Annotated in this window: 19 protein-coding genes; 1 reads left to right on the top strand and 18 read right to left on the bottom strand. The window is 71.4% G+C overall.

Annotation, left to right across the window (positions count from 1 at the left end; all coding sequences use genetic code 11):
- Window positions 1-2: 2 nt before the first annotated feature.
- From ACFWBB_RS19650 to ACFWBB_RS19565, 18 genes are all read right to left on the bottom strand, one after another.
- Window positions 3-1,139, bottom strand: coding sequence for a pectinesterase family protein (locus ACFWBB_RS19650; RefSeq protein WP_385273646.1), 1,137 nt, complete (start codon window positions 1,137-1,139; stop codon window positions 3-5).
- Between the two features lie 83 nt (window positions 1,140-1,222).
- A complete protein-coding gene (locus ACFWBB_RS19645) occupies window positions 1,223-2,572 on the bottom strand; it encodes a polysaccharide lyase family 1 protein (protein WP_385273643.1) in 1,350 nt (449 codons plus the stop codon).
- Window positions 2,573-2,611: 39 nt separating this feature from the next.
- Window positions 2,612-3,406: a rhamnogalacturonan acetylesterase gene (locus ACFWBB_RS19640; protein ID WP_385273640.1), complete on the bottom strand. Its 795-nt coding sequence runs from the start codon at window positions 3,404-3,406 to the stop codon at window positions 2,612-2,614.
- Between the two features lie 92 nt (window positions 3,407-3,498).
- Window positions 3,499-4,836: an ABC transporter substrate-binding protein gene (locus ACFWBB_RS19635; RefSeq protein WP_385273637.1), complete on the bottom strand. Its 1,338-nt coding sequence runs from the start codon at window positions 4,834-4,836 to the stop codon at window positions 3,499-3,501.
- Between the two features lie 51 nt (window positions 4,837-4,887).
- A complete protein-coding gene (locus tag ACFWBB_RS19630) occupies window positions 4,888-6,894 on the bottom strand; it encodes a pectinesterase family protein (protein WP_385273634.1) in 2,007 nt (668 codons plus the stop codon).
- A 33-nt stretch (window positions 6,895-6,927) separates the two neighbouring features.
- Complete coding sequence (locus ACFWBB_RS19625) at window positions 6,928-8,439, bottom strand: family 43 glycosylhydrolase (protein WP_385273631.1); 1,512 nt, start codon at window positions 8,437-8,439, stop codon at window positions 6,928-6,930.
- Complete coding sequence (locus ACFWBB_RS19620) at window positions 8,436-9,326, bottom strand: PmoA family protein (RefSeq protein ID WP_385273628.1); 891 nt, start codon at window positions 9,324-9,326, stop codon at window positions 8,436-8,438. Before ACFWBB_RS19620 ends, ACFWBB_RS19625 begins: the two co-directional genes overlap by 4 nt.
- On the bottom strand, window positions 9,326-10,486 hold the full coding sequence (locus tag ACFWBB_RS19615) for a Gfo/Idh/MocA family protein (RefSeq protein WP_385273625.1): 1,161 nt from the start codon (window positions 10,484-10,486) through the stop codon (window positions 9,326-9,328). Before ACFWBB_RS19615 ends, ACFWBB_RS19620 begins: the two co-directional genes overlap by 1 nt.
- Complete coding sequence (locus ACFWBB_RS19610) at window positions 10,483-11,748, bottom strand: polysaccharide lyase family 1 protein (RefSeq protein WP_385273622.1); 1,266 nt, start codon at window positions 11,746-11,748, stop codon at window positions 10,483-10,485. Before ACFWBB_RS19610 ends, ACFWBB_RS19615 begins: the two co-directional genes overlap by 4 nt.
- Before the next feature lie 20 nt (window positions 11,749-11,768).
- The gene (locus ACFWBB_RS19605) at window positions 11,769-12,668 is read right to left on the bottom strand and encodes a carbohydrate ABC transporter permease (protein ID WP_385273619.1); all 900 of its coding nucleotides are present in this window, start codon (window positions 12,666-12,668) and stop codon (window positions 11,769-11,771) included.
- The gene (locus ACFWBB_RS19600; RefSeq protein ID WP_385273616.1) at window positions 12,665-13,600 is read right to left on the bottom strand and encodes a carbohydrate ABC transporter permease; all 936 of its coding nucleotides are present in this window, start codon (window positions 13,598-13,600) and stop codon (window positions 12,665-12,667) included. Before ACFWBB_RS19600 ends, ACFWBB_RS19605 begins: the two co-directional genes overlap by 4 nt.
- Window positions 13,601-13,816: 216 nt before the next feature.
- The gene (gene araD / locus ACFWBB_RS19595; RefSeq protein ID WP_385273613.1) at window positions 13,817-15,562 is read right to left on the bottom strand and encodes an L-arabinonate dehydratase; all 1,746 of its coding nucleotides are present in this window, start codon (window positions 15,560-15,562) and stop codon (window positions 13,817-13,819) included.
- Entirely contained in the window at window positions 15,559-16,470 is a 912-nt protein-coding gene (locus ACFWBB_RS19590) for a dihydrodipicolinate synthase family protein (RefSeq protein ID WP_385273610.1), read from the bottom strand. The genes araD and ACFWBB_RS19590 overlap by 4 nt, the downstream gene beginning before the upstream one ends.
- A complete protein-coding gene (locus ACFWBB_RS19585) occupies window positions 16,467-17,147 on the bottom strand; it encodes a GntR family transcriptional regulator (protein ID WP_385273607.1) in 681 nt (226 codons plus the stop codon). The genes ACFWBB_RS19590 and ACFWBB_RS19585 overlap by 4 nt, the downstream gene beginning before the upstream one ends.
- 189 nt (window positions 17,148-17,336) lie before the next feature.
- Window positions 17,337-18,098 carry an MBL fold metallo-hydrolase gene (locus ACFWBB_RS19580; RefSeq protein WP_385273604.1) on the bottom strand — a complete coding sequence of 254 codons (762 nt, stop codon included), beginning with the start codon at window positions 18,096-18,098 and terminating at the stop codon, window positions 17,337-17,339.
- Between the two features lie 119 nt (window positions 18,099-18,217).
- Entirely contained in the window at window positions 18,218-18,811 is a 594-nt protein-coding gene (locus ACFWBB_RS19575) for a TIGR03086 family metal-binding protein (RefSeq protein ID WP_385273601.1), read from the bottom strand.
- A 613-nt stretch (window positions 18,812-19,424) separates the two neighbouring features.
- Window positions 19,425-20,597: a hypothetical protein gene (locus tag ACFWBB_RS19570; RefSeq protein WP_385273598.1), complete on the bottom strand. Its 1,173-nt coding sequence runs from the start codon at window positions 20,595-20,597 to the stop codon at window positions 19,425-19,427.
- Window positions 20,598-21,542, bottom strand: a complete 945-nt coding sequence (locus tag ACFWBB_RS19565) for a 5-dehydro-4-deoxyglucarate dehydratase (protein WP_385273595.1) — start codon at window positions 21,540-21,542, stop codon at window positions 20,598-20,600.
- 254 nt (window positions 21,543-21,796) lie between these two features.
- On the opposite strand from ACFWBB_RS19565, the gene ACFWBB_RS19560 reads away from it, so the two are divergent.
- Complete coding sequence (locus ACFWBB_RS19560) at window positions 21,797-22,621, top strand: NAD-dependent epimerase/dehydratase family protein (protein ID WP_385273592.1); 825 nt, start codon at window positions 21,797-21,799, stop codon at window positions 22,619-22,621.
- Window positions 22,622-22,737 lie beyond the last annotated feature (116 nt).

Genomic DNA, 22,737 nt, shown 5'->3' with positions numbered 1-22,737 from the left:
TCTCAGCACTCCCCCTTCCAGGGCTCCCAGTCGCCCAGGTAGGCCTCACGGGTCGCCGCGCGGGCCTGGACGGCGGTGAGTTGCGGTCGGTTCTCCGGGACGGTGATCCGCGCTCCCGGCCCGCTGTTGCGGTACTCGGCGAACCGCTGGCTCTGCCACGGGAAGGAGGCCGACATGTCGGTGTAGGGCGCGGCCGCGTCGATCCCGGCGTCCAGACGGGTGTCGCGGACGGTGAGGCTCGGGCGGGCGGTGGTGTCGGAACTGGGGACCCAGGGGCGGGCCAGCTTGTAGAACGCGTCCGGCGCCCCGCTGCTGATCCGGCTCCGGGCGACCAGGTACCCGAGCGGGTTGGCGGCCGCCGTCGAGGGGGCGAAGACGAAGCCGTAGGGCGCGGCGGCCAGGTCGGTGCGGTTCAGGGTGCGGAAGTGGCAGTGCTCGTATACGGCCGTGGCCCTGCCGAAGACGAAGTCGACGTCTCCCTCGGCGTAGCAGTGCGCGTAGTACTGCCGGGCGAAGGCGGTGAGGGCGATGGAGTCGGCGTACAGGGTGTCCTGGTGGCCGAGGAAACGGCAGTGGTGGAAGGCGGAGCGGTCGCCCTGGACCTTGATGGCGACGGCCTGGGTGCCGGTGATGTCGGGGTGGTCGGCGCGCAGCCAGTCGTTGGCGAAGGTGATCCAGCGGGCGGTGAAGCCGTCGGCCTGCACGGTGGTGGTGGCCGACCCGGTGGTGCCGTAGGTGCCGCCGCCGGGCTTGGGGGTGCCGGCCGCGTTGTCGTGGACGATCACTACGTCACGCGGGTCCTCGGAGGCGCCGATCCAGGTGGCCTCGGTGCGGGTGGCGTCGAGGGCGACCGTCTCCCGGTAGGTGCCGGGGGCGAGGACCAGCGTCCAGCCGCTGCCGGTGGTGGCGGCGACGGCGTCGCGGACGCCGGTGAAGTCGCCCCGGCCGAGCGGGTCGACGTACAGGGTCCGGCCGGTGCGGCGGGCGGCGGGGGATCCGTAGCGGCCGAACGGGCGCTTTGCGGTGCCGGCCGCCCGCGCGGGCGCGGAGGCGAGGCCGAGGGCGGCGACCGTGCCGGCGCCGGCGGTGAGGAATCCCCTTCTGGAGATGGGGGGTCGGACCGGGTGAGGTGAGGGCATGCGGGTGCTCCTTGGCAGTGCGGCTCGCTGCTGAGGGGGCCGGGGCGGCGATGGGTCGCCGCCCCGGCCGACGTACGAGGGGGTCAGCCCAGGCGTCCGGCGCCCGCGCCGCAGTCGACGATCCGGGGGACCGCCCGCGCCGGGTCGACCTTGGTGCGCAGGGTCGGGGTCCAGCCCGCGCCGGACTGCAGGACCTCGGCCGGGATCTCCGCGTTGTGCACGGCGATCAGGTCGGTGAGCCTGCCGTTGACGTAGTTGTCGGCGGCGGTGAGCGGCGACACACTCCACCGCTTCAGCACCTTGGCCGCGCTGACACTCTCCGGCAGCGTGAACGCGTTGTGTTCGGCGACGAGTTGCGACTCCTTGCCGATACCGAAGCTGTACGCGAAGGAGTCGTCGCCGACGAAGTGGTTGTTGTAGGAGTCGACCTGTCCGAAGCGGACCCGGGGGGCGCGCTCGACCAGCTTCGAGAACTGGTTGTGGTGGAAGGTCACCTTCAGGTGCCCCCGGTCGCCGGCGGCCGTCGACTCGCTGTCGCTGTTGCCGATGAGGATCGTCTTGTCGTGCTCGGTGAAGACGTTCCAGGAGGCGGTGACGTAGTCGGCGCCCCGCACGATGTCCAGTTCGCCGTCGTGCTGCTGGTAGAGCATGCCGAAGTAGGTCGGTGCGGCGCTGTCCGGGTGCGCTCCGTCGGTGAAGGTGTTGTGGTCCAGCCACACGTGTGCCGACCCGTAGACGACGGCCGTGTCGTACTCGGAGTTCCAGTTGCCGTTCGTGCCGTCGGTCGGGTCCCACTGGGGGAAGCAGTCGATGGGCGACTCGAAGGCCAGGTTCCGGATGATCACGTTGTCGACGGCCTTGATCTGGAGGCTGGCGCCCTTGAACCCGGCGTTCTTCCCGATCCCGACGATGGTGGTGTTGGCGGGGACGTTCGCCTTGATGGCCTGGTCCTGGGCGGCGGCGGAGGCGCGCCGCAGTCCCTCCGGGCTGTCGTCGGGCTCGGCGCTCAGGTCGGTGTCCAGCCCCCAGGTCCCGGGCGCGTACTTGGCGAGGTAGGCGTCGAAGTCGTATCCGGGCGCGGCGAAGGCGTCACACCCCTCGGCGACGGCGTCGATGACACCCTTCACCCTGATGATCTTCGGTGCGCTGCCGCCGGCGGCGAGGGCCGCTTTGAACCCGGCCCAGGTGGTGACGGTGTAGACGTGGTCGGCGTCGGCCGCCGACCCGCCCGTGGTCCCCGTCCCGTACGAGGCCCAGCCGTCCTTGGCGCCCAGGACCTGCCGGCCGAGATCGCGGGACGCGGAGTGGGGCGCGGACTGGGGCGCGGACTGGGGCGCGGAGTGGGCGGAGGCCGTTCCCGTGACGGTGAGCACCAGCGCGGTGCACCCCACCAGAGCAGCTATGACGCGTCCATGACATATCGGTGTACGCACTGTGCGGGTCTCCTCTTGTTGCGGAAGGCGGTGCGGGTCCTACGCGAGTGGTGCGGGCCAGGTGATCCAGGACGTGGGGATCTCGTCGTGCAGCCGGACGACGTCACGCGGCGCGAGCACCCGCGTCCGCAGCAGCTCCCGCGCGACGAGCCGCGCCACGGCGATCGCACCCGGCGGATTGAAGTGCGTGTTGTCCTGCTCGGTGTCGGTCCAGTTGAAGTACGTCTTCGTCTCCTCGACGCCGAGTTCCTGCCACAGCGCGAGCGACAGCGCCTCGATGTCGAGCAGCGCCACCCGCTCCTCCTCGGCCAGCGCGCGCATGGCGGCCGGGTACTCGCCGTGCGTGGGCAGGGCGTTCCCCTCGGCGTCGAATCTGCGCCGCTCGACGGGCGTGGCGAGCACGGGCCGCGCCCCCTTGGCGCGGGCGCCGCCGATGTACTGCCGCAGGTGGTCCTGGTACGTCGTCCAGGGCTCCGTGTACCGGGCCGGGTCGGTGGTCTTCTCGTCGTTGTGCGCGAACTGGATCAGCAGGAGGTCACCCGGCCGGATGGCGGCGAGGATGGCGTCCAGCCGGCCTTCGTCGACGAAGCTCTTCGAACTGCGCCCGTTCACCGCGTGGTTGGCGACGGGCCGGTCCTTGTGGAGAAAGAAGGGAAGCGCCATGCCCCACCCGGTCTCGGGAGCGGCGTCGGAGTACTTCTGGGCGGCGGTGGAATCACCGGCGATGTAGATCGTCCGTTTGCGGCCCCGGGCATGGGCGGTACCTGCCGCCGCGACGCCGAGGGGGACGGCGGCCAGTGCCGCCGAGGTGACCTGCCTGCGGGTAAGTGACACGAACGTGCACCTCTCGTCCTTCGGGGCGCGGGGAACTGCGCGACCAGCCGAGACGGGCCGGCAGTCCCCCACGACCGCAACCAACCGGGCAGTTATCCGTGGTTCTTCTTCCAGTCGGCCTGCGCGGCGTTCAGCTGCTCGGCCAGCGTGTCCAGGAAGTCCTTCGCGCTCAGCTTGCCGAGCAGCACCTTCTGGAAGTTGGGCTCGTTGTCCGCCTTCGAGATGGTGTTCCAGTCGGGCAGGTAGTAGGGCAGCTGCACGATCTTGGTGGTGGTGCCCGCCAGCGCCTCGGCGGCCAGCTTCGTCGGCTCCGAAGCCTGCACCCAGGCGTCCTTCGCCGCCTCCGTGTTCGCCGGGATCGACCCCGCCGACTCGTTCCACTTGCTGTTCGACCGGTGCGACGCGGCGAACTCGATGAACTTCCAGGCGGCGGTCTTGTTCTTGCTCGCCTTGAACAGCCCGAGCCCGTCGACGGGGTTGGACACCTGCACCCGCGTGCCGTCGTCCCGCGTCGGCGCCGGAACGCCCTTGAACTTGCCGGCCAGCGCCTTCTGGTGGTCGCCGTAGGAGCCCAGGTTGTGGCTCAGCATGCCGATGGTGCCGGAGTCCCACTGGGCGACCATCTTGGTGAAGTCGTTGTTCACGTCGGCGGACGGGGTGTCCTTCTTGAACAGGCCGACGTACTTCTCCAGCGCGGCCACGTTCCTGGGGTCGTTGACCGTGGTCTTGTCGCCGTTCCAGAACTCGGTGACACCGCTCTGCCCGTAGGTGGCGTCCAGCGCCTGGGCGATGGACCCCGCGCCGCCGCGGATGGTGTACCCGAACGCGTTCTTCTTCTTGTCCGTGAGCTTGTCGGCGGCCTCGTAGAACTTCGTCCAGGTCGTCGGGGCGTCGAGACCGGCCTGCTGGAACAGGTCGGTGCGGTACCAGAGGGTGCCGTTGTTCGCGGAGGTCGGCACCGAGTACGTCTTGCCGTCGATGCCCGCCGCCTTGACGCCGTCCAGGAACTTCTGGTTGAGCTTGCCGTTCAGCGCGCTCTTGGAGATCCGGCTGTCCAGCGGTTCGAGGGCGCCCTGCGCGGCGACCTCGGCGAGCATCGCGGTGCCCACGCCGCCGACGTCGGGCAGCCCGCCGCCCTGGATGGCGGTGTCGTACTTGGACTGGACGCTGTCGGCCGGCACGCCGACATAGTTGACCTTGATGTCGGGGTTCGCCTTCTCGAAGTCGGCGATGATCTCCTTCCAGACGTCGGTACGCACACCGCCGTTGTTGTCCCAGAAGGTGATCTCCCCCTTGCCTGAGCCCTCGCCTCCCTTGTCCCCCGCGCCGCCGCTGCCGTCGTCGCCGCAGGCGGTGGCGGTCAGCGCGAGCACGGAGCCCAGGGCGACGGCCAGTGCGGCGCGCCTGCTTCTGCGGATGCTGCTCTTCATGTGTTCGGCTCTCTTCTTCTGGATCCCGACGGAGAAATGAAGTGGTGGGGGTCAGTGGGTGGCGCCGGCACGGGCGTACGGTTCCCAGCCGTCCGTGCCCCTGAGGTAGTCGGCGACGGTGTACGCCTCGGCGTCGGCGTCGCTCAGCTGCGGCCGGTCGGCCGAGGCCGCCGCTCCCGGACCGTGGTTGCGGTACTCGGCGAACCGGGCGTCCCGCCACGAGAAGCCGCTCATGTCGGTCCACGGCGAGGACCTGACCGCCGCCGGCAGCTCGGTGTCCCGGATCAGCACCTGGGCGACCGCGGCCGGCTCCCCGCCCGGGTGCCAAGGCCGCCCCAGGTGGAAGGACTGCTCCGGCGCGTCGCTGACCACCTTCGACCGGGTGATCAGGAACCCGTGCGGATTGCCCGTCCACGTCGAAGCGGCCGTCAGATAACCGTTGTCGGAGATCGACCCCCGGCTCAGCAACCGGATCACCGACCGCTCGATCACGGTCGTGGCCCGTCCGTAGACGAAGTCGACGTCGCCCTCGATGTAGGAGTCACGGATGTACACCCGGCTGACGGTCGTCAGCTTGGGGCTGTCGGTCATCAACGTGTCCTGGTTGCCCAGGAAGGCGGTGTTCTCGAAGACGATCCGGTCGCCGGTCGTCTTCATGGCGAGGGCCTGCTCGCCCTTCAGTTCGACCGCGGCCTCGTCGAAGTCGTTGCTGAAGGTGAGGTTGCGGGCGGTGACGTCGTTCGCGGCGATCCGGACGGTGGCGCTTCCCGTCGAACCCCCGTACTCGGCGGGCGTGTCGTGGACGATGACGGTGTCCGAGCGATCGTGTCCGGTCCCCCGGAGCAGGATGTTCGGCTTGGTGGCGGGGATCAGGACCTTCTCGCGGTACGTGCCCGGCGCGACGGCGATGGTGACGTCCTCGGAGTTGCCGTCGGGCACGGCGTCGACGGCCGCCTGGACGGTCGGGTAGTCGCCAGGGACGTACAGCGTGACCGCGTCGCCGATCCGCTTCTGCGGCCCGGAGAACCGGGTGACCAGTGCGGGGACGGCGGCCGCGGGGTCCAGACGGTAGGCGTAGAACGCGCGCGGGTCGAAGGCCGCCCCCCACGCGTCGGTCCGTCCGCTCGTGTTCCGCAGGATCGATCCGCGCTGCACCAGCTCGGCGGTGGCGTCGGCCTGGTAGGGGTGCTGGACCCCGTCGAAGTAGCTGTTCTCGATGACCATCCTGGTATGGCCCCGCGACCAGTTCCCGTACGTCCACACCGGGTCCCCGTCGGCCACCTGCGCCGAGAGGTAGTTGTTGTACAGGTGGGCGTACGCGCAGTTGTCCGCGGAGGGATTGCGCTGCTTCGTGCCCGTGAACCAGTTGTGGTCGATGGTGATCTGGGTCAGCACGTCGGTCGTCCAGCCGATGCCGAACGCCTTGTTGTGATTCGAGAACCGGTTGTAGGAGACGGTGACGTACTGGCTGTCCTTGCGGATGTCGAGCAGTCCGTCGCCCATGTGCGTGAAGCGGTTGTGGTCGATCCAGACGTGGTCGGCGGTGTCCATCTGGATCGCGTCGAAGTCGGTGGTCTTGCCGTCCCAGTCGCCCTCGACGTACGAGTCGCGGATCGTCAGGTTGCGGATGATCACGTTGTGCGTGCCGGGGTTCAGGTGCAGTTCCCCGTGCACGATCTCGCCGGTGTCACCGACGCCGATGATCGTCTTGTTCGAGGTCACGACGATGTCGGAGCCGAAGGGCTCGACGGCCACCGCGCCCTCGACCCGGATCACGTACGGCTCCTCGGCGGCCGCGTACCTCGCGAGCGAGGCCTGGTCGGTGACGGTGACGACCTCGCCGCCGGCGCCTCCGGTGGTGCCGCCGGCGAGGGAGGCGAAACCGTGGGCGCGGTCGGTCCAGCGGGGCGCCGAGAGGGCCGGGGCGAGGGCCGTCCCCGGCGCGTCGGCGGCCCTCGCCTGCCCGACGGCACCGAGGCCGAGCGTCGCGAGCAGGCCGACGACGGCCGCCAGGACCGTACCCGGTGGTGGCAAGCGCTTGCTATGGAAGTGCGTCATTGCGGCTCCCAGAAGGCGTACGGAACGAGTGGGTCAGAGCGGTCGGATCCGGAACTCGCTGAACGTGGCCGCCCCCGCGTGACCCGTCCCGGTGGGCGCGAGGGCGAAGAGGCCGAGCAGGGCACCGACCCAGCGCCAGGGGGTGGCGGCGAACACGGGACCGGAGTAGCTCAGGCCGTCGCCGATGTCGTAGGCGAAACGGCAGCGGGCCCCGGTGCCGATCTCGATCCGCAGACGCGCCCGTCCCCGGGGGGCGAGCCGCGGGTGGGCCGCGTCCCGTTCCCTCTCGGCGACCGGCTCGGCGAACCGGTGCACGAGGTGCACCGCCCCGTCGGTACCCCGCTGGAGCCCGATCCAGCCGAAGGCGTCCCCGAGGACCGCGAGTCCGGCGCGGGCTCCCGGCTCCTCGCTGTGCAGCTCCAGCTCCACCTCGACGGCGGACGGAAGCCCGGGGAGCCGTTGCGTGAGGACGCTCGGCAGGGCGCGCAGGTCGTGCGCGTCGGCCGTCCGCACGCAGGTCAGGCGCAGTCCGTCGGCGGAGTGCTGCGTCGCCCAGCCGTCCTGGGGGTTGGCCGTCCACGACCACTGGCGGCCGAAGCGTCCACCGGGGAAGTCGTCGTCGGTGGCCGGAACTTCGGGCGGCCCCGCCGGCAGCTCGGGCCTCCGGTGCTCCGGGACGGGGGCGCCCTCGTCGCCGATCACGGGCCAGCCGCCCCCGTCGTCCCAGCGCATCGGCTGGAGGTGGACGACACGGCCGTAGGCGCCGCGCTGCTGGAAGTGCAGGAACCAGTCCTCGCCGGATCCGGTGCGCACCCAGCCGCCCTGATGGGGCCCGTTGACCTCGGTGTCCTTCTGTTCCAGGACGATCCGCTCCTCGTACGGGCCGAAGAAGTCCCGGGCGCGGAAGGCACCCTGCCAGCCGGTCTCCACTCCCCCGGCGGGCGCGAGGATCCAGAACCAGCCGTCGTGCCGGTAGAGCTTCGGCCCTTCGATCGTGAACCAGCCGGGGATCCGGTCTCCCTCGACGATCACCTTGCCCTCGTCGAGGACGGCCGTCCCCTCGGGGTGCATACGGTGACCGGTGAGCCGGTTCTTCACGCCCGCGCGGGACTTGGCCCAGGCGTGCACCAGATAGGCCTCGCCCGTCTCGTCGTCCCAGAGGGGGCACGGATCGATGAGGCCCTTGCCCTGCTTCACCAGCAGCGGGCGGGACCAGGGCCCCCTGATCTGCGGGGCGTTGATCTGGAAGATGCCCTGGTCGGGGTCGCCCCAGAAGATCCAGAAGCGGTCGTCGTGGTGTCTCAGGGAGGGCGCCCACACTCCGCAGTCGTGCCGCGGGGACCTGAACTCCGCCGCCGGTTCGAGGCGTTCGAGGGCGTGGCCGACCAGCGTCCAGTTGACCAGGTCGCGCGAGTGCAGCAGCGGCAGGCCGGGAGCGCGGCCGAAGCTGGAGGCGGTGAGGTAGAAGTCGTCGCCCACCCGCACGACGTCCGGGTCGGACCAGTCGGCGTTCAGGACGGGGTTGGTGTACGTCTCGTACGTCACTGGCTGACCGCCTTCCGTACGAGTGCCGCCGCCTCGTCCCGGTCCAGGCGGCCGTCGGCGACGACGGTGACGATCCGGCGTACGGCCGTCTCGCCGGGCGGAACCGGCAGCCGTTCCTCGGCGGCCAGTGCGGAGCCGACCCCCGGGTACTCGGCGGTGCGGACGAACCAGGGGTCGCGGCGGGTGGCGCCGGTGGCCCCGGCGAAGACGAGCGTCCAGCCTCCCCCGCTCCCGGTTCCGCTCGAGCGGGGGGACCCCCGTCCCGCCAGGGCGAGCCAGTCGGCACGGGCGCCGTGCACCGAGGCCTCGCCCTCCGTGCCGGCGGTGAAGACGTCGGGGGGCGTGTTCTCCTTCCGGGCCCGCCAGAAGAAGCCGCCGTAGGCCGCTCCGGGGCGTCCGTTCGTCGCCGGGCTGCCGATGGACAGCGGGCCGGACGTGACGTTGGTCAGGGAGAAGGTGAAGTCCAGCGCCCAGGCGGAGTCGGTGAGTCCGGTGGCCGCGACGGTACGGCGCTCACGCAGCAGTTCCGTTCCCGAGGCGACCCAGCGCAGTTCCTCCACGAAGCCGTCCGGGTCGCGGAGCTGGAAGGAGCCGTGCCGCTGGGCGCCGTGGTTGTCGAGCTCGGTCGGGCCCCGGTCACGGACATAGGTGCGTCCGCCCCAGAAGTTGTGCCCCTCGACGTCGGGTACGGCTACACCGACGCCCAGGTGGTGGGTGTGGTCGGCCGGGCTCAGTTCGGTGACCGCCGTGCCGGCCAGGGTGGTGACGGGGTGCAGGTAGGGGCGCGGGGAGAGCCGGACGGGCAGCTCGGGCCGGGTGACGTAGCGGGCGACCGGGCGTCCGGCGACTCGCAGGACGACGGGTGCGTCGGCCGGCTGTGCGGTCATCAGGGACTCACCTCTTTCGGATGCGCGGTCGGGAACGCCCAGGGGGCGCCCAGTTCGGAGAAGAGGGCGAGGGTGTCGGCGGCGGCCGCGACGAGGCCGTCGATGCCGGGGACGACCCGCCGTTCCTCGTCGGGCAGCAGGCGCCAGGCGTCCTCGGGCAGCCGCACCGGGTCGGGGGCGACCCGGATCGCCTCGACGACCCGCATGAACGACTCGGTCACGGCGGGCGGGACCAGCAGGTCCGTGCCGTCGGCGAGGTGCTCGACGAGGTTCTCCAGCAGGTCGGTGCGGCCGTACTCGAACTCCTCGGGGCCGTGGCCGGCCCGCTGGATCAGGACGCGGTCCTGCTTGTACCAGTACGTGATCCGGCCGCGGCTGCCGTGGACGATGACGTACGGGTCGTCGGGGTCCTCGGCGCACAGCGTGGCCGCGACGACGATCTCGCGGCCGTCGGCCGTGCTGACGCGGACGCAGGAGGTGTCGTCGGACTCGATGGCGTTGGCGTGCGCCAGCTCGGTCTCGATGCCGGTGACGTCCTCGGAGCGGGTGGCGCCGGCCAGCGCGAGGGCGGTGGCGACGGCGTGCGCGAGGGGGTTGGTGAGCGCCCCGTCGATCACGTCGACACCGTTCAGCCGCCGCTTGCCCGCCCAGGGAGCCCGCCGGTAGTACGTCTCGGCGCGCGCCCAGGCGCCGGCTCCGCCGACCCCGGCGATCTCACCGATCACCCCGTCGGCGATCAGTTCGCGGATCGCGGGCACGGCGTGCGAGCCCAGCGACTGGAAGCCGATCTGGCAGACCACACCCGCCTCGGCGACCCCGTCGGCCATCCGGCGGAACTCGGCGTAGGAGGGCGCGGGCGGCTTCTCCAGGAGCAGGTGCACGCCCTTGCGCGCGGCGATCAGGGCCAGGTCGGTGTGGGTGGGGATCGGGGTGCAGATGACGGCGATCCGGGCGCCGGTCGTGTCCAGCAGCGCGCCGAAGTCGGCGGACTGCTCGGGCGTGCCGAGGCCCTCGGGGATCTCCGCCGGGGTCAGCGGAACCAGCTCGCAGACGCCCGCCAGACGGACGATGCCCTTGTCCTGGAGCCGGCGGATGTTGTCCAGGTGCCAGCGGCCGTGGCCGCGTGCGCCCGCGAGGACAATCGGTACAGCGGTGCTCATGGGATCCTCCCTGCGCCCGCGCCGCGTGCCACCTCGCGGTCGGCCACCGCGGCGCTGTCGATCTTTCCGTGCAGGGTAGGCGTCCAGCCGACGTCCGCCGTGAGATCGCGCTCGCTGCCGCTGTTGTAGGCGTTGTGGATCGCGAGGAGGTCCACCGGCCAGCCGTTGAAGGATGTGCCGCTCTGGTGCAGGGCGGTGCCGTTCCAGCTCTTGACCAGGTCGGCGACCTCCACATGGCCGGGGGTGTGGAAGGCGTTGTTCTCGGCGTAGAGGGCCGACTCGGTCGACACGCCGAGCGAGTAGCGGTACTCGGCGCCCTCGGGGACGACGTACCGGTTGTCGTAGACGTGCACCTGCCCGAAGCGGACGCGCGGCGCGCGCTGTACGACGGACTCGAACTGGTTGTGGTGCAGGGTGACCCGGAGCTTTCCGCGGTCGCCGGTGGCCGTGTCGCCGCTGCCGATCAGCATCGCCTTGTCGTGGTCGGCGAACCGGCTCCAGGAGACGGTGACCAGGTCGGAGCCGTTGGTGATGTCGAGCAGGCCGTCGTGGCGGAGGTAGTTGCGGGCGAAGCGGGTGGGCTCCTTCGCGTCCGGGTGGCCCTGGTCGCTCGCGGTGATGTGGTCGACCCAGACATGCGTGGCGCCGGTCAGCCAGATGTTGTCGTACGCCGTCTTCCAGTCGCCGAGGCCGCCGGTGTTGGGCTGCCAGACGGGGAAGCAGTCGTAGGCGTCGCGCAGGTCGAGGTTGCGCAGGATGACGTTTTCGGCGTTCCTGACCTGGAGACTCGCGCCCTTGAGGACGGCCCCCTTGCCCAGGCCGACGATGGTGGTGTGGGAGCCGACCGGCAGTACGATCCGCTCGGCCTGCCGGGCCGCCGACGCCTGGCGGGCCTCCTCCTGGGGGCCGCTCGGCTTGGCCGAGCCCCAGGTGCGGGGGTCGTAGGCGGCGAGGTACTTCCGCAGGCCGTAGCCGTCGGTGGCGTAGTCGGCGCAGTCCAGGTGGTCGCCGTCGTCGTCGGTGTTGGCGTCGATCGTCCCGGCGATCCTGATGATCTTCGGGGTGTCGCTGCCGCCGTCGAGGGCGCGGACCAGTCCGGCGCGGTCGGTGACGGTGTACACATGGGCGTCGTCGGCTGCCGCGCCTCCGGTGGTACCGGAACCGTATGCCGCCCAGCCGTCGTCGGCGGCGAGGGTGTCGCGGGAGATGTCCCGGGCCTCGGCCTGCGCGGGGACGCAGAGCAGCCCCAACACGGCTGTCACCGGAATGATCTGACGGACCCTCACCCCTTCACCGCCCCCGCACTGAAGCCGGTGATCAGCCACTTCTGGATGAAGGCGAAGACGATCACCACGGGGACGGCGGCGATGATGCCGCCCGCGGCCAGTGCGCCCAGGTCGACGCTGTCCGCGCTCATCAGGGTGTTGAGGCCGACGGGGATCGTCTGCTTGGTCTGGTCGGACAGGAACATCAGGGCGAACAGGAAGTGGTTCCAGGCGTGCACGAAGGCGAAGGAACCGACGGCGATCAGCCCGGGCCGCAGCAGAGGCAGGACGACGATCCGGAAAGCGGTGAGCCGGTTGCAGCCGTCGACCCAGGCGGCCTCCTCCAGGGAGTACGGCACGTTCCGGATGAAGCCGCTGATCAGGATCATCGACAGGGGCAGCTGGAAGACCGTCTCGGCGATGATGACGCTGCCCAGCGAGTTGATCATCTTGAGTTCGGCGAAGATCTGGAAGAGCGGTACGAGGAGCAGCGCGCCCGGTACGAACTGGGTGCACAGCAGGGCCAGCATGAAGCCGCGCTTGATCCTGAAGTCGAAACGGGCGAGGGCGTAGCCGCCGGCCAGGGCTACGCCGGTGGTGAGCAGCAGGGTCGCCACACCGGTGAGCACGCTGTTCTGGAAGTAGACGGCGAAGTCCCGCTCGTTCCAGACCTTCTCGAAGTGCTCGAAGGTCATCGGCCAGGGTACGAGCGAGGTCGAGCCGGCCGGGCGGAGCGCGAAGAGGAGGATCCAGTAGAAGGGGACCAGGGTGAAGACCAGGTAGATCCCCAGGGGGAGGTAGATCTGCCAGCGGGGTGCCTCGTCCCAGGCGCGGTTCTTCCCGGGCGGGCGCCTGTCGGGCGCGCCGGGCACGCGGACGGGGACGGGTGTGACCTCGGTGGCCTCCTTGGTGATCACTTGTCGCCTCCTCCGAACTTGCTCAGCCGCAGATAGACCATCGAGCAGAAGAGCAGGATCACGAACGCGACCGTGGTGAGGGCGGACGCGTAGCCGAAGTTGTGGGCGTCCACGCTGGTGTTGGCGATGTAGAGCGGGAGGGTGGTGGTCTCCCCCGCCGGACCGCCGCCGGTGAGCGTGTAGAGCAGGTCGACGTTGTTGAACTCCCACACCGCGCGCAGCAGCGTGGACAGGACGATGGCGTCCTTCAGATGGGGCAGGGTGATGTGCCAGAACTGCTTGATCCTGCCGGCCCCGTCGACCTCGGCGGCCTCGTACAGGTCCTTGGAGACGGACTGGAGGTCGGCGAGGATGAGGATCGCGAAGAACGGGACACCGCGCCACAGGTCGGCGACGACCGCCGCCGGGAAGACGGTGGACGTGTCCGACAGCCAGCTGGTGCCGTACTCGCCGATCCCCATGTCCGCGAGGTAACGGGTGACACCGGTCTGGGAGTTGTAGAGCAGCACCCAGATCGCTGAGGTCAGCACTCCGGAGACGGCCCACGGCGAGAACACCAGCGCCCGGCCGAGCGAGCGCCCCACGAAGGTCTGGTTGACGATCAGCGCGAGCGCCAGGCCGAACAGCAGCTGGAGCCCGACCTCGACGAAGACCCACTTGGCGCTGAAGGTCAGGGTGTCCCAGAACTGGGGGTCGTCGGTGAAGGCGTGCACGAAGTTGTCGAAGCCCGCGAAGCCGTTGCGCCACGGCTTGGTCGGGTTGTAGTTCTGCAGGCTGTAGTAGAAGACGCTGATGACCGGGTAGGCGATGAAGCCCAGCATCAGCAGGGCCGCCGGCGCGATCAGCAGGTACGGCAGTCTGCGGGGCGTGGCGGAGGCACGGCGCCGCCGGGGTGGCGCGGGCGGCTTCGCCACGGCTGCGGCTTGGGCCATGACAGTTCTCCGTTCTCAGTACGTCTCTCGGTGCGTGGTGCGGCTCTCGGTGCGTCGTGCGTTCGGGTGCGTCGTGCGGTCGTGCGCGTTCGGGTGCTTCGTTCGGTCGTGCGCGTTCGGGTGCTTCGTGCGGTCGTGCACGCTCGGGTGCTTCGTGCCTTCGGGCGGGGGAAGCGCTTTCTCCGTGCACAGGGGTGGGCCAGGTCGTGCTGTGGTTCAGCCCGCGTACGGGTCCGCGACCTTGCCCGGACGGGCCAGGAACTCGAAGTCGCAGCCGGTGTCGGCCTGGGTGATCTGTTCGTTGTAGAGCGCGCCGTAGCCGCGCTCGTACCGGACGGGCGGCGGCGTCCACCGCGCCCTGCGCCGGTCCAGCTCCTCGTCGTCCACGTTGAGTCGCAGGGAGCGGGCCTCGACGTCGAGGGTGATCGAGTCCCCCGTGCGCACCAGGGCGAGGGGCCCGCCGACATGCGACTCGGGCGCCACGTGCAGGACGCAGGTGCCGTAACTCGTCCCGCTCATCCGGGCGTCGGAGATCCGCACCATGTCCCGCACACCCTGCTTGAGCAGGTGGTCGGGGATGGGCAGCATGCCGTACTCGGGCATGCCCGGGCCGCCCTTGGGGCCGGAGCCCCGCAGTACCAGGACGGTGTCGGCGGTGATCCCCAACCCGGGGTCGTTGATGGTGCGTTGCATGGTCCGGTAGTCGTCGAAGACCACGGCGGGGCCGGTGTGCCTGAGCAGATGGCGCTCGGCGGCGATGTGCTTGATGACGGCGCCGTCCGGGCACAGGTTGCCGCGCAGGACGGCGACCCCGCCCTCGCTCGCGACGGGGTCGTCCCGGTGCCGGATCACGTCGTCGTCGTGGACCTGGGCGCCGTCCAGCTGCTCGCGCAGGGTGTCGTGGGAGACGGTCGGGCGGTCCAGGTGGAGCAGGTCCGGGATCCGGGAGAGGAAGCCGGGGAGCCCGCCCGCGAAGTGGAAGTCCTCCATGAGGTACTTCTGGCCGCCGGGCCGCACGTTGGCGAGCACCGGGACGGTCCGGGCGATGCGGTCGAAGTCGTCGAGGGTGAGCTTGACTCCCGCGCGCCCCGCCATGGCGATGAGGTGGATCACCGCGTTCGTCGAGCCGCCGAGGCCGAGGACGGTCGTCACCGCGTCCTCGAACGCGTCCGCAGTGAGGATCTCGCTCAGTCTGCGGTCCCGGTGGACCAGTTCGACGATGCGCAGGCCCGCGGCGGCCGCCATCCGGTCGTGCCCGGAGTCCACGGCCGGGATGCTCGACGCGCCCGGCACCGTCACGCCCAGCGCCTCCGCGGCGGCGGTCAGTGTGGACGCCGTGCCCATCGTCATGCAGTGCCCCGGGGAGCGCGCGAGACCGCTCTCCAGCTCGGCCAGCTCGCAGTCGCCGATGAGACCGGCCCGCCTGTCGTCCCAGTACTTCCACATGTCGGTGCCCGAGCCGAGGACCTCGTTGCGCCAGTGGCCCGGCAGCATGGGCCCGGCCGGGACGAAGACCGCCGGCAGGTCGACGCTGGCCGCGCCCATGAGCAGCGCGGGTGTCGTCTTGTCGCAGCCGCCCATCAGCACGGCCCCGTCGACCGGGTAGGAGCGCAGCAGCTCCTCCGTCTCCATCGCGAGGAGGTTGCGGTAGAGCATCGGGGTCGGCTTCTGGAAGGTCTCGCTGAGCGTGGAGACCGGGAACTCCAGCGGGAATCCGCCCGCCTGCCACACCCCCCGCTTCACGGCCTGCGCGCGGTCACGCAGGTGGACGTGGCAGGGGTTGATGTCCGACCAGGTGTTGAGGATCGCGATGACCGGCTTGCCGAGGTGCTCCTCGGGGAGGTAGCCGAGCTGGCGGGTGCGGGCGCGGTGGCTGAAGGAGCGCAGGCCCTCGGCGCCGTACCACTGGTGGCTCCTGAGGTCCTCGGGGCGCTTGCGGGCCCGATCGTCGAAGCGCTTCATATGGACCATCCGGCTGCTATGGCGGCGACCTCGGCCCGTTCGTCCTCGGGCAGGGTCCGGCTCGGCGGGCGCACCTCGCGGCGGCACAGGCCCAGGGACGCAAGGGCTTCCTTGACGACCACGACATTGTCGGCGGAACCGTTGGCGGCGCGCAGTTCCTCGAAGCGTCTGATCTGTTCCCACACCTTCATCGCGGCCGGGTAGTCCCCTGATCGAAGCGCTTCGATCATGTTCAGCGAAACGGCCGGGGCGACGTTCACGAGCCCGGAGGTGAAGCCGGTGGCGCCCGCGGAGAAGTAGGAGGGGGCGTACGGCTCGGCGAGGCCGGCGACCCAGACGAAGCGCTCGAGGCCCGCGTCCCGCGCGAAGGCGGCGAACCGGGAGGCGTCCGGGACGGCGTACTTGACGCCGATGACGTTGGGACAGGCGTCGGCCAGTTCGGCGAGCCGCTCGCCGTGCAGCTGCGCGTTGCGGATGTACGGGACGACGCCCAGCTCGGGCACGGCCTCCGCGATCTCCCGGTGGTAGTCGACCCAGCCGCGCTGCGAGACATAGGGGTGGACGGGCTGATGGACCATGACCATCTGCGCGCCCAGCTCACGGGCGTGCCGGGCCGAGGCGACGGCGGTCGGTACGTCGTGTCCGACGCCGACCAGGATCACCGCCCGCTCGCCGGCCACCTCGACGGTCAGCTCCGTGACCAGGCGGCGCTCCTCGGGGGTGAGGGCGTAGAACTCACCGGTGTTGCCGTTCGGGGTGAGGGTGGTGATCCCGCCGTCGAGCAGCCGGCGCAGCAGGGCCCGGTGGGCTTTGCCGTCGACGGAGCCGTCCTCGGCGAACGGGGTCACCGGGATGGCCACCACGTCGGCCAGGGCCGCCCGCTGGGTCTCGAACGCCACGCTGCTCATTCCTGACCTTTCTCTGCCTGGGCCTTCGCGGGGGCCTCCTGGGCGGTCTCGGGGAACGCCCGGTGCACGAAGGACGCGATGTGGGCGTGCAGGGCGCTGCCCGCTCCGTCGGCGTCGCCCGCCAGGGCGAGCCGCAGGATCTCGCGGTGCTCACCCGCCTCCCGGTCCCAGGAGGGCGAGGCGGCCCAGGCGACGGCGGAGACCAGGGCGGCCTGGTCGCGTACCTCGTCGAGCATCCGGCCGAGCAGCGGATTGCCGCACGGCAGGTACAGGGCCCGGTGGAACTCCCGGTTGGCCAGGGACCGTTCGGCGGTGTCGGTCGCCTCGTCGGCCATGGTCAGCGCCTCGCGTGCGGCGTCCAGGGAGGCGCCGCGCCGTACGGCCCGCCTGAGCGCCTCGGGTTCGAGGAGCAGGCGTACGTCGTAGACCTCGCGCGCCATGTCCGCGTCCACCATGCGCACCGTGACGCCCTTGTACTGGCTCATGACGACCAGTCCGGTGCCGGCCAGGGTCTTGAGCGCCTCGCGCACCGGGGTCTTGGACACCCCGAACTGTGCGGCGAGGTCGGTCTCGACCAGGGCCTGACCGGGCGTCAGCCGCCCGGTGAGGATACGGCGTTTGATCTCCTCCAGCACGTACTGCGTGCGGGAGGGGATCGGCGTGGGCACAGAGGTCATGCGCGCCTCTCGGATGTCGCGTATCTGATCTCGGATCTCGCGTATCGCGTATCGCGTCTCATATATGACGTACGAAGTACGACGCGTTGAAGGTAGGAGCGGCCCCGTGTTTCGTCAATGCTTCTGACAAAGGAAGTCGAGGTTGGCGGGACGCAAGGGTCCCAAGTGGGGTCAGATTCCCCAGTGGGGTCAGAAGGGGATGGTCTCGCCCTCGCGAGCGGTGCGGGCGGGCCCGCCGAAGGTGACGGCGGCCCGGGCGGTGGCGGCCTCCCGGGTCAGTGTGGGCCCGACATGCGTGATGTACAGCTCGCGCACCCCCGCCCTGCGCGCGGCGTCGCCCGCCTCCTCCGGCGTGAGATGCACCTGCTTCTCCCGTTCGCCTTCGCGATGCCGGTCGATGTCCGCCTCGCACAGGAACAGGTCGACCCCGGAGGCGAGTTCACCGAGGGCGTCGCACGGCCCGCTGTCGCCGGAGTAGGCGAGGACGCTCCCCTGGCACTCGACCCGCAGTCCGTACGCCTCGGTGTCGTGCGCCACCGCGCGGGAGGTGAGGCGCAGGTTCCAGTGCCGTACGGTGTGCCCGTCGAACAGGGCCCTGAAGTCGAAGACCCCGCTCAGGAACCGTACGTCCGACCGGCCGAGGAAGCCCGCCAGGCGCCGGGCGCAGTCGAGCGGGGCGTAGACCGGGATCGGGGCGGGCGGGGTCATCCCGCCGTAGGCGAGGGCGTAGGCCGCGGCGAGGAGATCCGCGCTGTGGTCGGCGTGCAGGTGGGAGATCCAGATCGCCGTGAGCCGGTCGGGATCAGTGTGCCGCTGCAACTCGGCGAACGTGCCGGGTCCGGCGTCCACCCATACCTCCGCTCCCGCGCCGCGCAGCAGATAGCCGGAGCAGGGGCGGCCCGGCCGGGGGTGCGGAGAGGCGGTACCGAGGACGGTGAGGCTGAGGGGCATGGTGGGGAGCGTACGTTTCGGTTCCGGCGGACGCGCCGTGTTTCACATGCGTCTACGGCAACCTCGGGGAACCGTCTACGCCTTGCTCGGTGCCCTGCGGTAGGGCCTCGGTGCGTGGGTCAGCGCGTCCACCCGGGGTCGCGGCCGCTCAGTCCGACCGCCCGGTCGAGCAGCGGGGCGTCGTCCGGGACGGGCACCACGGGACCGAAGACGCCGTCCCCGCGGTCCGACTGCTCGGCGGCCACCCGTAGAAAGTCGTGCGAGGCCCGCAGCGCGGCCGGATCGGGCGCGTACTCCTGCCCGGTGGCACGGGCCAGGTCCCAGCCGTGGATCACCAGCTCGTCGACCGCGACGGCGGCCGCGACAGCCCCGGGCAGGTCGACGCCGCCCGCGCGGGTCATACCGGTCCAGGCGGCCGGGTCCCGCCAGGCCTCGGCGAGTTCGTCGAGCGCCTTGGCCAGTTCCTCGCGCCAGCCGAAGCCGATGTCGGGTCCGGCGGCGTCCGGAGCGGTGCCGGTACGGGCCCCCAGGTCCTTTCGGGCGGCGTCCCGGAAGGCGACGGAGAGGCCGGTGAGGTGTCCGAGCAGGTTGCGGACGGCACAGCCCGGGCAGGGCGTCCCGTCCGCGAGCTGCTCGTCGCGGACACCCTCCGCGAGGCGCGCCACGATCAGGGCCTGCGGGCCGAGGTCGAATGTTGCTGTCGTGTCGGTCATGGAGGGTGGACCGGCCGCACCCAGCGAACTCATCGGTGCCACGCCCAGGGATTCCGCCCGGAGGTTCCACCGCATCCCGTCCGCGCCGAAGCCCGGCGCCTGCCGAAACCCGGCGCCTACGGAGCCTGGCGCCCGCCGAAACTCGGCGCCTGCCGAGCCCGATGCCGGCCGAACCCCGCGCCTGCCGGGCCCGAGCCTGCCAAGCCCATGCCAGCCGAACCCCGGCGCCCGCCGAAACTCGGCGCCTGCCGAGCCCGATGCCGGCCGAACCCCGGCCCGACGCTCTCGACGGCAACACCCACTACCGCCGCCGCGCGGCTCTCAGCGGGAGGACTGCGCCGCATGCACGGCTACCGGCCCGGTGCCAGCCGAACCCCGCGCCTGCCGAGCCCGAGCCTGCCAAGCCGACGCCAGCCGAACCCCGGCGCCCGCCGAAACCGACGTCCGCCGAACCCCGGCGCCTGCCGAGCCCGATGCCGGCGTCTGCAGAACCGGCGCCTGCCGAGCCCCGGCACGACGCTCGCGGCGGCAGCACACCCCTACTCACCATCGCCCGCTCGCTGCTCGGTGAACCGCGGGTTCTCCTGCTGGACGAACCGCCGCCGCGCGGCTCTCAGCGGGAGGCCAGCGCCTCGCGTACGGCCGCCAGGTCCTCGTCCGAGGCCAACCCCGCGTGATACAGCCGGACTTCGGTCGCGCCGAGTTCGCGGGCGCGTGCCATGTCGGCGGTCAGTGTTCCCGGGCTGCCGCCCATGCCGGAGACGATGCCGAGGTTGGCGGCGACGACCGCGCCCTCGCGGCCCTGCCCGGCGAAGGGGGCCAGTAGGCCGGGCCCGCCCGCGCAGGGCACGACGACCCCGTCCGCGACGGACAGGATGTGCGCGGGGTCGACTCCCGGGTTGGCGCCGACGTGGTACGTCACGGGGTCGGCGTGCAGCAGGACCTGGAAGCCGTCGGGCGCGGCGTCCCGTACCGCGCGCACCGCGCTCTCCTGGAGGGTGTGGGCCCTCTCGTCGCGCCACGCGCGCGTGGCCGCCGCCGTCTCCTCCCCGAGCAGCTTCTCCACGCCGGTCCAGTTTCCGTCGTCCGGCGCGCCCCGCCACAGCGGCTCCAGCGCCTCCCGTACTGCGGCGGCGAGCGCGTCGGCGTCCAGGCCCCGCTCGCGGTAGCCGGCCCGGCAGGCGGGGCAGAAGCAGAGCGCCATCAGGTACTGGCCGGCGTCGCCGAGGCCGACGCCGCCGGTCTTGTCGTGGGCGTGCAGGTGCTGGAGCCCGTACCAGCCGAGGGACTCCAGTTCGGTGCCGCCCGCGCCGGGGCGTACGGCGGCCTCGGCGGCGAGGTCGACGAGGTACGCGCGCGTGGCGGGCTGGGCGATGCAGGGGGCCCACGGGTAGCGGTCGCCGTAGGCGTTGACGACCGAGGTGTCCGGATGCTCGGCGCCCAGCCGGGAGTTGTGCGCGAGGACCACCCAGGTGTGCACGTCGAGGCCGGCCCGCGCGAGCGCTTGGGCGGCCTCGCCGTAGGCGTCGCCGGGGGCCCAGTCACCGGCCGCGTACGGGCGCAGGGCGCGGCCCTTCCAGCGGTCGCCGGCCGGATCCGTCGGGTACAGCACGGCCGCGTGCTCGGCGGTGACGATGCGGTGGCGCGGGTGGCGGGGCGTGAGGGCGCGGGTGGAGTGGTAGGCGGCGGCGAGGGTCACCTGTTCCACGCCGAGCGCGGCGATCCGGGCCGGCGCCCCGGGGTCGCCCACGACGTCCCAGGGGTAGACGAAAGTCGACGCCTTCACCTACTTGTCCTCCTCCAGCAGCAGCGCGTAGCCGCGCTCGATCACCCGGGCGAGCTGCTTGACATGATCCTCGCTCGGTTCGTGCAGCGGCGGGCGCACCTCGCCCACGTCGAGGCCGCGCAGCCGGACCCCGGCCTTGACGAGCGAGACGGCGTAGCCGCGGCCCTGGGCGCGCAGTTCGACGAACGGCCGGTAGAAGCCGTCGAGGAGGCGGTGGGCGGTGGTGTCGTCGCCGGTGGTGAGTGCCCGGTGGAAGGCGAGGGCGATCTCGGGGGCGAAGCAGAACACGGCCGAGGAGTAGAGGGTGACGCCGAGGGCCCGGTAGGCGAGCTGGGTCTGTTCGGCGGTCGGCAGGCCGTTGAAGTAGAGGAAGTCGCCGGGGACCTCGGTGCGCACGGCGCTGACGATCCGCTGCATCAGGTCGAGGTCGCCGAGGCCGTCCTTGAAGCCGATGATCCCCTCGGTCCTGGCGAGTTCGACCACGGTCTCCGGGGTGAAGACGGCGTTGTCGCGCTGGTAGACGACGACGGGCAGGGAGGTCGCGGCCGCCACCGACCGGTAGTGCAGCAGCAGGCCCTCCTGCGGGGCGACGACGAGGTAGGGCGGCATGGCGAGCAGGCCGTCCGCCCCGGCCGACTCGGCCAGCCGCGCGTAGCGCACGGCGAGCGCGGTGCCGTAGCCGGCGCCCGCGACGACCGGCACCCGTCCGGCGGTCTCCGCGACGGCCGCCCCCACGCAGGCCTCGAACTCCTCGGGGGCGAGCGCGTGGAACTCCCCGGTCCCGCAGGCCGCGAAGACGGCGGCGGCACCCGCCTCGACGCCGCGGCGGACATGCGCGCGGTAGGCGTCGAGGTCGAGGGAGCCGTCGGGGCCGTAGGCGGTGACGGGGAAGAACAGCGGTCCGCTGGGGACGCGGAGGCGGTCGGCGAGCGGGGCTGACGTCACGGGCTCTCCCGGGTCCATAACGGGTCCATATCCTTGAGCGGTGTCCATATTCCTGAACAACCTCACGCTAGGGTGCCCGATCGGGCCGGGTCAAGCGTGCAAACCCCCGAGACACCAGCACTTTCGCCATACGCGCAGGACACTTGACGGGTGCGGCCACCGCTCCCTAGCGTGTCTATGAATGTGAACTAGGGCCACACATGCGTCCGACCTACCAGTGATCCCCTCGCACCGCGATCCAAGGAGACCCGAGGATGCCCGCTCCGCGCACCGTCCTGCTCACCGGCGCCGCCGGCGGCCTCGGCACCCTGATGCGGGACCTGCTGCCCGCGTACGGCTACGAGCTGCGGCTGCTCGACCTGCGTCCGGTCGAGGGGGGGCCGGAGGCGATCGTCGCGGACCTGGCCGACCGGAAGGCGGTCCGTGAGGCGGTGCGGGGCGTGGACGCGATCATCCACCTCGCGGGCATCTCCCTGGAAGCCCCCTTCGAGAAGATCCTCGCCGCGAACATCGCGGGGACGTACAACCTGTACGAGGCCGCCCGCGAGGAGGGTGTGCAGCGCATCGTCTTCGCCTCCTCCAACCACGCGGTCGGCTTCACCCCCCGCCCCAGGGGCGACGCGCCGCACGAGGCGGGCGAACTGATCCCGATCGACACCCCGCACCGCCCGGACACCTTCTACGGCCTGTCCAAGTCCTTCGGCGAGGACCTCGCCCAGCTCTACTGGGACAAGCACGGCCTGGAGAGCGTGTCGGTGCGCATCGGTTCCTGCTTCGCCGAGCCGACCAGTGTGCGCATGCTGTCGGTGTGGATGAGCCCGGCCGACGGCGCCCGCCTCTTCCACGCGGCCCTGACCGCCGAGAACGTCGGCCACACCGTCGTCTACGGCTCCTCCGACAACACCCGGCTGTGGTGGGACCTGAGCACCGCGCGGGCGCTCGGCTACGACCCGCAGGACGACTCCGAGCCGTACGCCGGGAAGCTGATCGCCGAGCAGGGCGAGCTGGACCCCGAGAACATCGCCCACGCCTACCTGGGCGGCCACTTCGTCAGCGACCCGCCGATCTGGCCGTACTGACCGGAAAGCGGACCTCGCGGACGGGGGGGGGGGCCCCCACCGGCCCCCCCCCCCCCCGAAACCCCCCCCCCCCCCCCCCCCAACCCCCCCCCCCCCCCCGGCACCCCCCGGACCCG

It is taken from the genome of Streptomyces sp. NPDC060000 (assembly GCF_042737375.1).
Lineage (GTDB): Bacteria > Actinomycetota > Actinomycetes > Streptomycetales > Streptomycetaceae > Streptomyces.
Note: the sequence above shows the minus strand (reverse complement) of the source record. Positions and strands in the feature narration are given on the sequence as shown.

Bases quoted from the DNA above. Each gene is read 5' to 3' on its own strand.
- ACFWBB_RS19650 (WP_385273646.1), bottom strand. From the start codon at position 1,139: ATGCCCTCACCTCACCCGGTCCGACCCCCCATCTCCAGAAGGGGATTC.
- ACFWBB_RS19635 (WP_385273637.1), bottom strand. From the start codon at position 4,836: ATGAAGAGCAGCATCCGCAGAAGCAGGCGCGCCGCACTGGCCGTCGCC.
- ACFWBB_RS19630 (WP_385273634.1), bottom strand. From the start codon at position 6,894: ATGACGCACTTCCATAGCAAGCGCTTGCCACCACCGGGTACGGTCCTG.
- ACFWBB_RS19620 (WP_385273628.1), bottom strand. From the start codon at position 9,326: ATGACCGCACAGCCGGCCGACGCACCCGTCGTCCTGCGAGTCGCCGGA.
- ACFWBB_RS19615 (WP_385273625.1), bottom strand. From the start codon at position 10,486: ATGAGCACCGCTGTACCGATTGTCCTCGCGGGCGCACGCGGCCACGGC.
- ACFWBB_RS19600 (WP_385273616.1), bottom strand. From the start codon at position 13,600: ATGGCCCAAGCCGCAGCCGTGGCGAAGCCGCCCGCGCCACCCCGGCGG.
- araD (WP_385273613.1), bottom strand. From the start codon at position 15,562: ATGAAGCGCTTCGACGATCGGGCCCGCAAGCGCCCCGAGGACCTCAGG.
- ACFWBB_RS19590 (WP_385273610.1), bottom strand. From the start codon at position 16,470: ATGAGCAGCGTGGCGTTCGAGACCCAGCGGGCGGCCCTGGCCGACGTG.
- ACFWBB_RS19585 (WP_385273607.1), bottom strand. From the start codon at position 17,147: ATGACCTCTGTGCCCACGCCGATCCCCTCCCGCACGCAGTACGTGCTG.
- ACFWBB_RS19580 (WP_385273604.1), bottom strand. From the start codon at position 18,098: ATGCCCCTCAGCCTCACCGTCCTCGGTACCGCCTCTCCGCACCCCCGG.
- ACFWBB_RS19575 (WP_385273601.1), bottom strand. From the start codon at position 18,811: ATGACCGACACGACAGCAACATTCGACCTCGGCCCGCAGGCCCTGATC.
- ACFWBB_RS19560 (WP_385273592.1), top strand. From the start codon at position 21,797: ATGCCCGCTCCGCGCACCGTCCTGCTCACCGGCGCCGCCGGCGGCCTC.